The organism is Streptomyces sp. NPDC006368 (assembly GCF_040612535.1).
GTDB lineage: Bacteria > Actinomycetota > Actinomycetes > Streptomycetales > Streptomycetaceae > Streptomyces.
Window position 1 is genome coordinate 139,410 of sequence record NZ_JBEXQK010000001.1, and the last position, 14,419, is coordinate 153,828.

At 66.9% G+C, this 14,419-nt stretch carries 7 protein-coding genes and 1 pseudogene; 7 read left to right on the forward strand and 1 reads right to left on the reverse strand.

What is annotated here, in order from left to right:
• Window positions 1-4 precede the first annotated feature (4 nt).
• From rplL to ABZZ38_RS00735, 3 genes are all read left to right on the forward strand, one after another.
• Window positions 5-388, forward strand: coding sequence for a 50S ribosomal protein L7/L12 (gene rplL, locus ABZZ38_RS00725; RefSeq protein ID WP_356734341.1), 384 nt, complete (start codon window positions 5-7; stop codon window positions 386-388).
• Between the two features lie 528 nt (window positions 389-916).
• The gene (rpoB, locus tag ABZZ38_RS00730) at window positions 917-4,402 is read left to right on the forward strand and encodes a DNA-directed RNA polymerase subunit beta (RefSeq protein ID WP_356734342.1); all 3,486 of its coding nucleotides are present in this window, start codon (window positions 917-919) and stop codon (window positions 4,400-4,402) included.
• A gap of 128 nt (window positions 4,403-4,530) precedes the next feature.
• A complete protein-coding gene (locus tag ABZZ38_RS00735) occupies window positions 4,531-8,445 on the forward strand; it encodes a DNA-directed RNA polymerase subunit beta' (RefSeq protein WP_356734343.1) in 3,915 nt (1,304 codons plus the stop codon).
• A 63-nt stretch (window positions 8,446-8,508) separates the two neighbouring features.
• On the opposite strand, the pseudogene ABZZ38_RS00740 reads toward ABZZ38_RS00735, so the two are convergent.
• A pseudogene (locus tag ABZZ38_RS00740) lies at window positions 8,509-8,809 on the reverse strand (hypothetical protein).
• A gap of 1,230 nt (window positions 8,810-10,039) precedes the next feature.
• On the opposite strand from ABZZ38_RS00740, the gene rpsL reads away from it, so the two are divergent.
• The 4 genes from rpsL to tuf all read left to right on the forward strand — a co-directional run bounded on the left by rpsL (window position 10,040) and on the right by tuf (window position 14,393).
• Window positions 10,040-10,411 (forward strand): 30S ribosomal protein S12, encoded by a 372-nt coding sequence (gene rpsL, locus ABZZ38_RS00745; RefSeq protein WP_003948652.1) that lies wholly within the window; start codon window positions 10,040-10,042, stop codon window positions 10,409-10,411.
• A 2-nt stretch (window positions 10,412-10,413) separates the two neighbouring features.
• Window positions 10,414-10,884, forward strand: a complete 471-nt coding sequence (gene rpsG / locus ABZZ38_RS00750; RefSeq protein WP_031076642.1) for a 30S ribosomal protein S7 — start codon at window positions 10,414-10,416, stop codon at window positions 10,882-10,884.
• 38 nt (window positions 10,885-10,922) lie between these two features.
• Window positions 10,923-13,049 (forward strand): elongation factor G, encoded by a 2,127-nt coding sequence (fusA, locus tag ABZZ38_RS00755; protein WP_356734344.1) that lies wholly within the window; start codon window positions 10,923-10,925, stop codon window positions 13,047-13,049.
• 150 nt (window positions 13,050-13,199) lie between these two features.
• Complete coding sequence (gene tuf, locus ABZZ38_RS00760; protein ID WP_356734345.1) at window positions 13,200-14,393, forward strand: elongation factor Tu; 1,194 nt, start codon at window positions 13,200-13,202, stop codon at window positions 14,391-14,393.
• The last annotated feature ends 26 nt before the right edge of the window (window positions 14,394-14,419 follow it).

The window sequence follows — 14,419 nt, forward strand, 5'->3', positions numbered from 1 at the left end:
CATCATGGCGAAGCTGTCTCAGGAAGACCTGCTCGCGCAGTTCGAGGAGATGACCCTCATCGAGCTCTCCGAGTTCGTGAAGGCGTTCGAGGAGAAGTTCGACGTCACCGCCGCCGCCCCGGTCGCCGTTGCCGGCGTCGCGGGCCCGGGTGCCCCGGCCGAGGCCGAGGAGGAGAAGGACGAGTTCGACGTCATCCTCACCGGTGCGGGCGACAAGAAGATCCAGGTCATCAAGGTCGTGCGTGAGCTGACCTCCCTGGGCCTGAAGGAGGCCAAGGACCTCGTCGACGGCACCCCGAAGCCGGTCCTCGAGAAGGTCAACAAGGAGCAGGCCGAGAAGGCCGCCGAGTCCCTCAAGGGCGCCGGCGCCTCCGTCGAGGTCAAGTGACCTCGCGAGTCTCCTGACTCGTTCTGACGCCCCTCAGGGGGCGTCTCGAAGGGCGATCACCCATACGGGTGGTCGCCCTTCGGCGTACCCGCGACGCCTGCCTTGCACTGGGCTCCACGGCGAGTATGGTGATCTTCGCCGTGCGCCCCGCTCACCCGGGGGCCTTGACGAACCGCACGCCGCGCGCAATTCTCAGGACGCGTCGTCACGACGATCCGGATCCGAGGCATGGATCGACGGACGAACGGGCAGTATCGATGTGCGCAACAGCGCGAGGTGCCGCGGAGTTGAGAAGAACGAGGGTCGCGATTTACCCGCCCTGGACATCAGTGGGCCAAGTGGCTACACTGACCCTTTGCGCTGCCTGTTAGCTGCCTCCTGCCCGTCACCAGGGGCATACTCTCGCAAGAGCACAGTTGACCGACTGCCCTGACCAGGCCTTTTGGCTGAATCGGGAGCATCTGTCCTTGTACTCGGCGAGGGACCGGTACGCGCGTAGTGAGTCCGAGCCCTCGGAAGGACCCCCTCTTGGCCGCCTCGCGCAACGCCTCGACCGCGAATACGAACAACGGCGCAAGCACCGCCCCGCTGCGCATCTCCTTTGCAAAGATCAAGGAGCCCCTCGAGGTTCCGAACCTCCTCGCGCTGCAGACCGAGAGCTTTGACTGGCTGCTCGGCAACGCCGCGTGGAAGGCTCGTGTCGAGGCGGCTCTGGAGTCCGGACAGGACGTTCCCACCAAGTCCGGTCTGGAGGAGATCTTCGAGGAGATCTCGCCGATCGAGGACTTCTCCGGGTCGATGTCGCTGACTTTCCGCGACCACCGCTTCGAGCCTCCCAAGAACTCCATCGACGAGTGCAAGGAGCGCGACTTCACGTACGCCGCCCCGCTCTTCGTCACGGCCGAGTTCACCAACAACGAGACCGGCGAGATCAAGTCCCAGACGGTCTTCATGGGCGATTTCCCGCTCATGACCAACAAGGGCACCTTCGTCATCAACGGCACCGAGCGTGTCGTGGTGTCGCAGCTCGTGCGCTCGCCGGGTGTCTACTTCGACTCCTCCATCGACAAGACGTCCGACAAGGACATCTTCTCCGCCAAGATCATCCCGTCCCGGGGTGCCTGGCTGGAGATGGAGATCGACAAGCGCGACATGGTCGGTGTCCGCATCGACCGCAAGCGCAAGCAGTCCGTCACCGTCCTCCTCAAGGCGCTCGGCTGGACCACCGAGCAGATCCTGCAGGAGTTCGGCGAGTACGAGTCCATGCGCGCCACCCTGGAGAAGGACCACACCCAGGGTCAGGACGACGCGCTGCTCGACATCTACCGCAAGCTGCGTCCCGGCGAGCCGCCGACGCGCGAGGCCGCTCAGACGCTGCTCGAGAACCTCTACTTCAACCCCAAGCGCTACGACCTCGCCAAGGTCGGCCGCTACAAGGTGAACAAGAAGCTCGGCGCCGACGAGCCGCTGGACGCCGGTGTCCTCACCACCGACGACATCATCGCGACGATCAAGTACCTGGTGAAGCTCCACGCGGGCGAGACCGAGACGATCGGCGAGAACGGCTCCCAGATCGTCGTCGAGACCGACGACATCGACCACTTCGGCAACCGCCGTCTGCGCAACGTCGGCGAGCTCATCCAGAACCAGGTCCGCACGGGTCTGGCGCGGATGGAGCGCGTCGTGCGCGAGCGCATGACGACCCAGGACGTCGAGGCGATCACGCCGCAGACCCTGATCAACATCCGGCCGGTCGTCGCCTCCATCAAGGAGTTCTTCGGCACCAGCCAGCTGTCGCAGTTCATGGACCAGAACAACCCGCTGTCGGGTCTCACCCACAAGCGCCGTCTGTCGGCGCTCGGTCCGGGTGGTCTCTCGCGTGAGCGGGCCGGCTTCGAGGTCCGTGACGTGCACCCGTCGCACTACGGCCGTATGTGCCCGATCGAGACCCCCGAAGGCCCGAACATCGGTCTGATCGGCTCGCTCGCCTCGTACGGACGGGTCAACGCGTTCGGCTTCGTCGAGACGCCGTACCGCAAGGTCGTCGAGGGCCAGGTCACCGACGAGGTCGACTACCTGACCGCCGACGAGGAGGACCGCTTCGTCATCGCCCAGGCCAACGCGCCGCTGACCGACGAGCTCCGGTTCGCCGAGAGCCGCGTCCTGGTCCGCCGCCGTGGTGGCGAGGTCGACTACGTCGCGCCCGACGACGTGGACTACATGGACGTCTCGCCGCGCCAGATGGTGTCGGTCGCGACCGCCATGATCCCGTTCCTCGAGCACGACGACGCCAACCGTGCCCTCATGGGCGCGAACATGATGCGCCAGGCCGTTCCGCTCATCAAGGCGGAGGCGCCGCTCGTCGGTACCGGCATGGAGTACCGCTGTGCCACCGACGCCGGCGACGTCATCAAGGCCGAGAAGGACGGTGTGATCCAGGAGGTTTCGGCCGACTACATCACCGTCGCCAACGACGACGGCACGTACACCACGTACCGCGTCGCCAAGTTCTCCCGCTCCAACCAGGGCACCTCGGTCAACCAGAAGGTCATCGTCTCCGAGGGTGACCGTGTGATCGAGGGCCAGGTCCTCGCCGACGGCCCGGCCACCGAGAACGGTGAGATGGCCCTCGGCAAGAACCTGCTGGTCGCGTTCATGCCGTGGGAGGGTCACAACTACGAGGACGCGATCATCCTGTCGCAGCGCCTCGTGCAGGACGACGTCCTCTCCTCGATCCACATCGAGGAGCACGAGGTCGACGCCCGTGACACCAAGCTCGGCCCGGAGGAGATCACCCGGGACATCCCGAACGTCTCCGAGGAGGTCCTCGCCGACCTCGACGAGCGCGGCATCATCCGGATCGGTGCCGAGGTCGTCGCCGGCGACATCCTCGTCGGCAAGGTCACGCCCAAGGGTGAGACCGAGCTGACCCCGGAGGAGCGCCTGCTCCGCGCGATCTTCGGCGAGAAGGCCCGTGAGGTCCGTGACACCTCGCTGAAGGTGCCGCACGGCGAGACCGGCAAGGTCATCGGCGTGCGCGTCTTCGACCGCGAGGAGGGCGACGAGCTTCCCCCCGGTGTGAACCAGCTGGTGCGCGTGTACGTCGCGCAGAAGCGCAAGATCACCGACGGTGACAAGCTCGCCGGCCGTCACGGCAACAAGGGCGTCATCTCCAAGATCCTGCCGATCGAGGACATGCCGTTCCTGGAGGACGGCACCCCGGTCGACATCATCCTCAACCCGCTGGGTGTCCCGTCCCGAATGAACCCGGGACAGGTCCTGGAGATCCACCTCGGCTGGCTCGCCAGCCGCGGCTGGGACGTCTCCGGCCTCGCGGACGAGTGGGCCGAGCGCCTCCAGGCCATCGGCGCCGACCGCGTCGAGCCGGGCACCAACGTCGCCACCCCCGTCTTCGACGGTGCGCGTGAGGACGAGCTCGCGGGTCTGCTCCAGCACACCGTCCCGAACCGCGACGGCGAGCGCATGGTGCTCCCGTCCGGCAAGGCGCGGCTGTTCGACGGCCGCTCCGGTGAGCCGTTCCCGGAGCCGATCTCGGTCGGCTACATGTACATCCTCAAGCTCCACCACCTGGTCGACGACAAGCTCCACGCGCGTTCGACCGGTCCGTACTCGATGATCACCCAGCAGCCGCTGGGTGGTAAGGCTCAGTTCGGTGGCCAGCGCTTCGGTGAGATGGAGGTGTGGGCGCTGGAGGCTTATGGCGCCGCGTACGCCCTCCAGGAGCTGCTGACCATCAAGTCCGACGACGTCACCGGCCGCGTGAAGGTCTACGAGGCCATCGTCAAGGGCGAGAACATCCCCGAGCCCGGCATCCCCGAGTCCTTCAAGGTGCTCATCAAGGAGATGCAGTCCCTGTGCCTCAACGTGGAGGTGCTGTCCTCGGACGGCATGTCCATCGAGATGCGCGACACCGACGAGGACGTCTTCCGCGCTGCGGAGGAGCTCGGTATCGACCTGTCCCGGCGAGAGCCGAGCAGCGTCGAAGAGGTCTGACGGGTCTGGTCGGGGCCTCCTCGTGAGGTCCCGGACCCTCCCCCCGGACCCTCCCCCTACGCCCTGGCGGGCGTGGGGGGCCCATCAGACCATGATTGAGACTCAACCCTGAGAGGGATTGACGCATAGTGCTCGACGTCAACTTCTTCGACGAGCTGCGGATCGGCCTGGCCACCGCGGACGACATCCGTCAGTGGTCCCACGGCGAGGTCAAGAAGCCGGAGACCATCAACTACCGCACCCTCAAGCCCGAAAAGGACGGACTCTTCTGCGAGAAGATCTTCGGTCCGACCCGGGACTGGGAGTGCTACTGCGGCAAGTACAAGCGCGTCCGCTTCAAGGGCATCATCTGTGAGCGGTGTGGCGTCGAGGTCACCCGCGCCAAGGTGCGCCGCGAGCGGATGGGCCACATCGAGCTCGCCGCCCCCGTCACCCACATCTGGTACTTCAAGGGCGTCCCGTCCCGGCTGGGCTACCTGCTGGACCTCGCCCCGAAGGACCTGGAGAAGGTCATCTACTTCGCGGCGTACATGATCACGTACGTCGACGACGAGCGCCGCACGCGCGACCTGCCGTCGCTGGAGGCCCACGTCTCCGTCGAGCGCCAGCAGATCGAGAACCGCCGCGACGCCGACCTCGAGGCCCGCGCCAAGAAGCTCGAGACCGACCTGGCCGAGCTCGAGGCCGAGGGTGCCAAGGCCGACGTGCGCCGCAAGGTGCGCGAGGGCGCCGAGCGTGAGATGAAGCAGCTGCGTGACCGTGCCCAGCGCGAGATCGACCGTCTCGACGAGGTGTGGAACCGCTTCAAGAACCTCAAGGTCCAGGACCTCGAGGGCGACGAGCTGCTCTACCGCGAGCTGCGCGACCGCTTCGGCACGTACTTCGACGGTTCGATGGGTGCCGCGGCGCTGCAGAAGCGCCTGGAGTCCTTCGACCTGGAGGAGGAGGCCGAGCGCCTCCGCGAGATCATCCGTACCGGCAAGGGCCAGAAGAAGACCCGTGCGCTCAAGCGCCTGAAGGTCGTCTCCGCGTTCCTGCAGACCAGCAACAGCCCCAAGGGCATGGTGCTCGACTGCGTGCCGGTCATCCCGCCGGACCTGCGTCCGATGGTGCAGCTGGACGGTGGCCGCTTCGCGACCTCCGACCTGAACGACCTGTACCGCCGCGTGATCAACCGCAACAACCGCCTCAAGCGTCTCCTTGACCTCGGTGCCCCCGAGATCATCGTGAACAACGAGAAGCGGATGCTGCAGGAGGCCGTCGACGCGCTGTTCGACAACGGCCGCCGCGGTCGCCCGGTCACCGGTCCCGGTAACCGCCCGCTGAAGTCCCTCAGCGACATGCTGAAGGGCAAGCAGGGCCGATTCCGTCAGAACCTGCTCGGTAAGCGAGTCGACTACTCGGCGCGTTCCGTCATCGTCGTCGGCCCGCAGCTGAAGCTGCACCAGTGCGGTCTGCCCAAGGCCATGGCGCTGGAGCTCTTCAAGCCGTTCGTGATGAAGCGCCTGGTGGACCTGAACCACGCGCAGAACATCAAGTCGGCCAAGCGCATGGTCGAGCGTGGCCGCACCGTCGTGTACGACGTCCTCGAAGAGGTCATCGCCGAGCACCCGGTGCTGCTGAACCGTGCGCCCACGCTGCACCGCCTCGGCATCCAGGCCTTCGAGCCGCAGCTGGTCGAGGGCAAGGCCATCCAGATCCACCCGCTCGTCTGCACCGCGTTCAACGCGGACTTCGACGGCGACCAGATGGCCGTGCACCTGCCGCTGTCCGCGGAGGCGCAGGCCGAGGCCCGCATCCTGATGCTGTCCTCGAACAACATCCTCAAGCCGGCCGACGGCCGGCCGGTCACCATGCCGACCCAGGACATGGTGCTGGGCCTCTTCTTCCTCACCACGGACGAGGAGGAGCGCGAGGTCAAGGGCGAGGGCCGGGCCTTCAACTCCACCGCCGAAGCGATCATGGCCTTCGACATGGGCGAGCTCTCGCTCCAGGCGAAGATCGACATCCGCTTCCCGATCGGCACCGTCCCGCCGCGTGGCTGGACCCCGCCGGTGGAAGAGGAGGGTGACGACTCCGTCGGAGCAGGGGCGTGGCAGCAGGGTGACTCGTTCCGCCTGCGGACGACCCTGGGCCGCGCGCTCTTCAACGAGCTGCTGCCCGAGGACTACCCGTTCGTCGACTACTCGGTCGGCAAGAAGCAGCTCTCCGAGATCGTCAACGACCTCGCCGAGCGCTACCCCAAGGTCATCGTGGCGGCGACGCTCGACAACCTGAAGGCGGCCGGCTTCTACTGGGCGACCCGTTCCGGTGTCACCGTCGCCATCTCCGACGTCGTCGTTCCCGAGGCGAAGAAGGAGATCGTCAAGTCGTACGAGGCTCAGGACGAGAAGGTCCAGAAGCAGTACGAGCGCGGTCTGATCACCAAGGAAGAGCGCACGCAGGAGCTCATCGCGATCTGGACCAAGGCGACCAACGAGGTCGCCGAGGCGATGAACGCGAACTTCCCCAAGACGAACCCCATCTTCATGATGGTTGACTCGGGTGCCCGAGGAAACATGATGCAGATGCGGCAGATCGCCGGTATGCGTGGTCTGGTGTCGAACGCGAAGAACGAGACGATCCCGCGTCCGATCAAGGCGTCCTTCCGTGAGGGCCTGTCCGTGCTGGAGTACTTCATCTCCACGCACGGTGCCCGTAAGGGTCTCGCCGACACCGCTCTGCGTACCGCCGACTCGGGTTACCTGACCCGTCGTCTGGTGGACGTCTCGCAGGACGTGATCATCCGCGAGGAGGACTGCGGCACCGAGCGCGGTCTGAAGCTGCGGATCGCGGCCAAGGACGAGACGGGCGTGCTGCGCAAGGCGGACGACGTCGAGACGTCCGTGTACGCGCGGATGCTCGCCGAGGACGTCGTCGTGGACGGCAAGGTCATCGCGCCGGCCAACGTCGACCTGGGTGACGTGCTCATCGACCAGCTGGTCGCCGCGGGCGTCGAGGAGGTCAAGACCCGCTCGGTCCTGACCTGTGAGTCGGCGGTCGGCACGTGTGCGTACTGCTACGGCCGTTCGCTCGCCACCGGCAAGCTGGTCGACATCGGTGAGGCGGTCGGCATCATCGCCGCCCAGTCCATCGGTGAGCCCGGTACCCAGCTGACGATGCGTACCTTCCACACCGGTGGTGTGGCCGGTGACGACATCACCCAGGGTCTGCCCCGTGTCGTCGAGCTCTTCGAAGCCCGTACGCCGAAGGGTGTCGCCCCGATCTCCGAGGCCTCCGGCCGCGTGCGGATCGAGGAGACCGAGAAGACCAAGAAGATCGTCGTCACCCCGGACGACGGCAGCGACGAGACGGCCTACCCGATCTCGAAGCGCGCCAAGGTCCTGGTGTCCGAGGGCGACCACGTCGAGGTGGGCCAGAAGCTCACCGCGGGTGCCACCAACCCGCACGACGTGCTGCGCATCCTCGGCCAGCGCGCCGTCCAGGTCCACCTGGTCGGCGAGGTCCAGAAGGTCTACAACTCGCAGGGCGTGTCGATCCACGACAAGCACATCGAGATCATCATCCGGCAGATGCTGCGCCGTGTGACGATCATCGAGTCCGGCGACGCGGAGCTCCTGCCGGGCGAGCTGGTCGAGCGGTCGAAGTTCGAGTCCGAGAACCGTCGTGTGGTCACCGAGGGCGGTCACCCCGCCTCCGGCCGTCCGCAGCTGATGGGTATCACCAAGGCGTCGCTGGCGACGGAGTCGTGGCTGTCCGCGGCCTCCTTCCAGGAGACGACCAGGGTCCTGACGGACGCGGCGATCAACGCCAAGTCCGACTCCCTGATCGGCCTCAAGGAGAACGTCATCATCGGTAAGCTCATCCCGGCCGGTACGGGCCTGTCCCGCTACCGCAACATCCGGGTCGAGCCGACCGAGGAGGCCAAGGCCGCGATGTACTCGGCCGTCGGCTACGACGACATCGACTACTCGCCGTTCGGCACCGGCTCCGGCCAGGCCGTTCCGCTGGAGGACTACGACTACGGTCCGTACAACCAGTAAGCGAGCTGCTTGAGAAGGGCGGTCACCCCGTTTCGTACGGGGTGGCCGCCCTTCGGCGTACCGTCAGCGCCCGGCCGGCTCCCACAGCGCGAGCATCAGCCCGCTGCCGGCGGTGAGCGCGGCGATGCCGGCGACGGCCCGGCGCCAGCGCGCCAGGGCGTCGAGGCGGGTCTCGTGGCCGGTGAGCTGCCGGTCGGGTCCGGTCGACGCGCTGGACCAGCAGGGCGAGTACCGCGTCGCTCCGGGCGCACCCGGCCTCCAGGGTGCCCCGCAGCCGTTGCGGTTCCAGGGCGACGGCGACGCGGGGGAGGGTCGGCGGGGTGCCCGCGGCGTGCTTCGTTGCAGGGTGCTCGGGCCGGCCCATCGCTCTGCGGGGGGACCGTGTTCGCCGACCGTGGACTCGTGGATCCCCCTGCTCGGGCCCGCCGTGGTCGTCAGCCCGATAGCCGCGGCTTCGCTCCACGTGCATCTGCGCCGGCGCCGCAAGGGGGTGCCTGTGGAGGCGGCGTGCGACCACGCCCACCGAAGCAACGGGCGATGGGTGTGCGCCTATCGATATGTCGACAGCGAGGGTGAGTCTCATCACGACTACTCCCAGAAGCCCTATCCGCTGCCCATTTTGGAGCGGGGCCGGCCCGTGTCCGTGGTCCACGCCCCGAAACGCCCCGGGCTCTCGCGTACCCGGTACGAGCTGCGGCGCCCCGTGCCGTGGGCGGGTGTGAACATCTTCGCCTACCTGTTCGTGCAGCCTGGCGGTCGGGATGTTCGGGGGGTGACGCGCACCGGCTGCCCGGTGGGAGCCGCCGACTGCGGCTCGTCGGCCGCGCCCCCGGCCAGGCCGCGGTCATCCTCTTCCCCCACGGTGAGGGCCGCCACGGCGAGGACCCGTACAGTGGGGGCCTCCAGGCCCCGGGGGCGCCCGGAGCGGACGACAGCGGTGCGGATGCCGGACCGGCCACCGGTCCGGACGGTCCCGGCGCCGCGCCCCACCCCGACCGGCCCACCGCCCGCCCGCAAGCGCAGCCGGCGCGCCCCGTCGCCGTCCGGCACCGGGCGCGACTCCACCCGTGAGGGCCCGCGCCGGGCCGGGGGGGCGGCAACGAGGCCCCCGTCGGGCCGCCGCCGCTCCCGGGAGGCCGACGACCGCCGGGAGCGCCGTACCGGAACGTCCCGCGGACGCCAGGAGGCGACACCCCCGGCGCCGGAGCAGCCGGAAGCCGCACCGTCAGGCCCGGTCCGGTCGCCAAGTCCCGCACGTCCAGGGCGCCCACGCCCCCGCGGCTTCCGGCCCGCCGCCGGAGCCCCGGGGGCCATCCCCGAGGCGCCGCGCCGCGGCTGCGGGGCGGCCCGCTCCGTGGCAAGGTCATTTGTTTTGACCCAGCTCCATACGGTAGGTACGCTCAGACCTTGTGCCTGGGGTGTGCCTGGGCTCGTGTGCGTGTCTGCAACCGCATGGCGAGTCGCGAACGGCCACCGCAATCTGCGCCCACGTCCGCCTTGCGGCGGGGGTGCGCAGTATTCGACACACCCGACCGCGTGGGTCGGCGATGTTCCAGGTTAGCTTTACTAACGGCACACAGAAACCGGAGAAGTAGTGCCTACGATCCAGCAGCTGGTCCGGAAGGGCCGGCAGGACAAGGTCGAGAAGAACAAGACGCCCGCACTCGAGGGTTCCCCTCAGCGCCGCGGCGTCTGCACGCGTGTGTTCACGACCACCCCGAAGAAGCCGAACTCGGCCCTCCGCAAGGTCGCGCGTGTGCGTCTGACCAGCGGGATCGAGGTCACGGCTTACATTCCGGGTGAGGGACACAACCTGCAGGAGCACTCCATCGTGCTCGTGCGTGGTGGCCGTGTGAAGGACCTGCCGGGTGTTCGGTACAAGATCATCCGCGGTTCGCTCGACACCCAGGGTGTCAAGAACCGCAAGCAGGCCCGCAGCCGCTACGGCGCCAAGAAGGAGAAGTAAGAATGCCTCGTAAGGGCCCCGCCCCGAAGCGCCCGGTCATCATCGACCCGGTTTACGGTTCTCCTCTGGTGACCTCGCTCATCAACAAGATTCTGCTGAACGGCAAGCGCTCCACCGCCGAGCGGATCGTCTACGGCGCCATGGAAGGCCTCCGCGAGAAGACCGGCAACGACCCGGTCATCACGCTGAAGCGCGCCCTCGAGAACGTGAAGCCGTCCCTCGAGGTCAAGTCCCGCCGCGTCGGTGGCGCCACGTACCAGGTGCCGATCGAGGTCAAGCCCGGTCGTGCCTCCACGCTCGCGCTGCGCTGGCTCGTGGGTTACTCCCGCGCCCGTCGTGAGAAGACCATGACCGAGCGCCTCATGAACGAGCTCCTCGACGCCTCCAACGGCCTCGGTGCTTCGGTCAAGAAGCGTGAGGACACGCACAAGATGGCCGAGTCCAACAAGGCCTTCGCGCACTACCGCTGGTAGTCGCACCCACATCGAGACCGAGAGAAGACTGAAGCCTTATGGCTACCACTTCGCTTGACCTGGCCAAGGTCCGCAACATCGGGATCATGGCCCACATCGACGCGGGCAAGACGACCACCACCGAGCGGATCCTGTTCTACACCGGTGTCTCGTACAAGATCGGTGAAGTCCACGACGGCGCTGCCACCATGGACTGGATGGAGCAGGAGCAGGAGCGCGGCATCACGATCACGTCTGCCGCGACGACCTGCCACTGGCCGCTGGAAGACGTTGACCACACCATCAACATCATCGACACCCCGGGCCACGTCGACTTCACCGTCGAGGTGGAGCGTTCGCTCCGCGTGCTCGACGGTGCTGTGACGGTGTTCGACGGCGTCGCCGGCGTTGAGCCGCAGTCCGAGACCGTGTGGCGTCAGGCGGACCGCTACGGCGTGCCGCGTATCTGCTTCGTCAACAAGCTGGACCGCACCGGCGCCGAGTTCCACCGCTGCGTCGACATGATCAGCGACCGCCTGGGCGCGACGCCGATCGTCATGCAGCTGCCGATCGGCGCCGAGGCCGACTTCAAGGGCGTCATCGACCTGGTGCGCATGAAGGCCCTGGTGTGGTCCGCCGAGGCGGCCAAGGGCGAGATGTACGACATCGTCGACATCCCGGCCACGCACACCGAGGCCGCCGACGAGTGGCGCGGCAAGCTGCTCGAGACGGTCGCCGAGAACGACGACGAGGTCATGGAGCTGTACCTCAACGGCGAGGAGCCGTCCGAGGAGCAGCTGTACGCGGCGATCCGCCGTATCACCATCGCCTCCGGCAAGTCCAAGGACACCACGGTCACCCCGGTGTTCTGCGGTACCGCGTTCAAGAACAAGGGCGTCCAGCCCCTGCTCGACGCGGTCGTGCGCTACCTGCCCTCGCCCGTCGACATCGAGGCCATCGAGGGCCACGACGTCAAGGACGCGGAGACGGTCGTCAAGCGCAAGCCGTCCGACGACGAGCCGCTGTCGGCGCTGGCGTTCAAGATCATGAGCGACCCGCACCTGGGCAAGCTCACCTTCGTCCGGATCTACTCCGGTCGCCTGGAGTCCGGCACCTCGGTGCTGAACTCGGTCAAGGGCAAGAGGGAGCGCATCGGCAAGATCTACCGCATGCACGCGAACAAGCGTGAGGAGATCGAGTCGGTGGGCGCCGGCGACATCATCGCCGTCATGGGTCTGAAGCAGACCACGACCGGTGAGACGCTGTGCGACGAGAAGAACCCGGTGATCCTGGAGTCCATGGACTTCCCGGCGCCGGTCATCGAGGTCGCCATCGAGCCCAAGTCCAAGGGTGACCAGGAGAAGCTGGGTGTCGCCATCCAGCGTCTCGCGGAGGAGGACCCCTCCTTCCAGGTGCACACCAACGAGGAGACCGGCCAGACCGTCATCGGCGGTATGGGTGAGCTTCACCTCGAGGTGCTCGTCGACCGCATGAAGCGCGAGTTCAAGGTCGAGGCCAACGTCGGCAAGCCGCAGGTCGCGTACCGCGAGACGATCCGCAAGACCGTCGAGCGCGTGGACTACACCCACAAGAAGCAGACCGGTGGTACCGGTCAGTTCGCCAAGGTGCAGATCGCGATCGAGCCCATCGAGGGCGGCGACGCCTCGTACGAGTTCGTCAACAAGGTCACCGGTGGCCGCATCCCGAAGGAATACATCCCTTCGGTGGACGCCGGTGCGCAGGAGGCCATGCAGTTCGGCATCCTCGCGGGCTACGAGATGACGGGCGTTCGCGTCACGCTTCTCGACGGTGCCTACCACGAGGTCGACTCCTCCGAGCTCGCGTTCAAGATCGCCGGATCGCAGGCCTTCAAGGAGGCCGCGCGCAAGGCCAGCCCCGTGCTGCTCGAGCCGATGATGGCCGTTGAGGTCACCACGCCCGAGGACTACATGGGTGAGGTCATCGGCGACATCAACTCCCGCCGTGGCCAGATCCAGGCCATGGAGGAGCGGGCGGGTGCCCGGGTCGTCAAGGGCCTGGTGCCGCTTTCGGAGATGTTCGGCTACGTCGGCGACCTCCGCAGCAAGACCTCGGGTCGCGCAAGCTACTCGATGCAGTTCGACTCCTACGCCGAGGTTCCGCGGAACGTCGCCGAGGAGATCATCGCGAAGGCCAAGGGCGAGTAACTCACCCGAGTTCACGCTTTAGGCTTGACACCGTCCGCCGGGGTTCGACCCCCGAACCCCGAGGGAAGCACCCCGGCGGATGGCACCCCAGCAAAGATCACCTGGCGCCGATGAGTAAGGCGTACAGAACCACTCCACAGGAGGACCCCAGTGGCGAAGGCGAAGTTCGAGCGGACTAAGCCGCACGTCAACATCGGCACCATCGGTCACATCGACCACGGTAAGACGACCCTCACGGCCGCCATTACCAAGGTGCTGCACGACAAGTACCCGGACCTGAACGAGGCTTCGGCCTTCGATCAGATCGACAAGGCTCCTGAGGAGCGTCAGCGCGGTATCACCATCTCCATCGCGCACGTCGAGTACCAGACGGAGTCGCGTCACTACGCGCACGTCGACTGCCCGGGTCACGCGGACTACATCAAGAACATGATCACCGGTGCGGCCCAGATGGACGGTGCCATCCTCGTGGTCGCCGCCACCGACGGCCCGATGCCGCAGACCAAGGAGCACGTCCTCCTGGCCCGCCAGGTCGGCGTCCCCTACATCGTCGTCGCGCTGAACAAGGCCGACATGGTGGACGACGAGGAGATCCTGGAGCTCGTCGAGCTCGAGGTCCGTGAGCTCCTCACCGAGTACGAGTTCCCGGGCGACGACGTTCCGGTCGTCAAGGTCTCGGCGCTCAAGGCGCTCGAGGGCGACAAGGAGTGGGGCGAGTCCGTCCTCAACCTGATGAACGCCGTCGACGAGGCCATCCCGCAGCCCGAGCGTGACGTCGACAAGCCGTTCCTCATGCCCATCGAGGACGTCTTCACGATCACCGGTCGCGGTACGGTCGTCACCGGCCGTATCGAGCGTGGTGTCCTGAAGGTCAACGAGACCGTCGACATCATCGGCATCAAGACCGAGAAGACCACCACCACGGTCACCGGTATCGAGATGTTCCGCAAGCTGCTCGACGAGGGCCAGGCCGGTGAGAACGTCGGTCTGCTCCTCCGTGGCATCAAGCGCGAGGACGTCGAGCGCGGCCAGTGCATCATCAAGCCGGGCTCGGTCACCCCGCACACCGAGTTCGAGGCGCAGGCCTACATCCTGTCCAAGGACGAGGGTGGCCGTCACACGCCGTTCTTCAACAACTACCGCCCGCAGTTCTACTTCCGTACCACGGACGTGACCGGCGTCGTGACCCTCCCCGAGGGCACCGAGATGGTCATGCCGGGCGACAACACCACCATGTCCGTCCAGCTGATCCAGCCGGTCGCCATGGAGGAGGGCCTCAAGTTCGCCATCCGTGAGGGTGGCCGGACCGTCGGCGCCGGCCAGGTCACCAAGATCACGAAGTAATCTTCTGATCCGACCTGGTTGCTCCC

Excerpts from the sequence above, each read along its gene's own strand:
- rplL (WP_356734341.1), top strand. The coding sequence starts at position 5 with ATGGCGAAGCTGTCTCAGGAAGACCTGCTCGCGCAGTTCGAGGAGATG.
- rpsG (WP_031076642.1), top strand. The coding sequence starts at position 10,414 with ATGCCTCGTAAGGGCCCCGCCCCGAAGCGCCCGGTCATCATCGACCCG.
- fusA (WP_356734344.1), top strand. The coding sequence starts at position 10,923 with ATGGCTACCACTTCGCTTGACCTGGCCAAGGTCCGCAACATCGGGATC.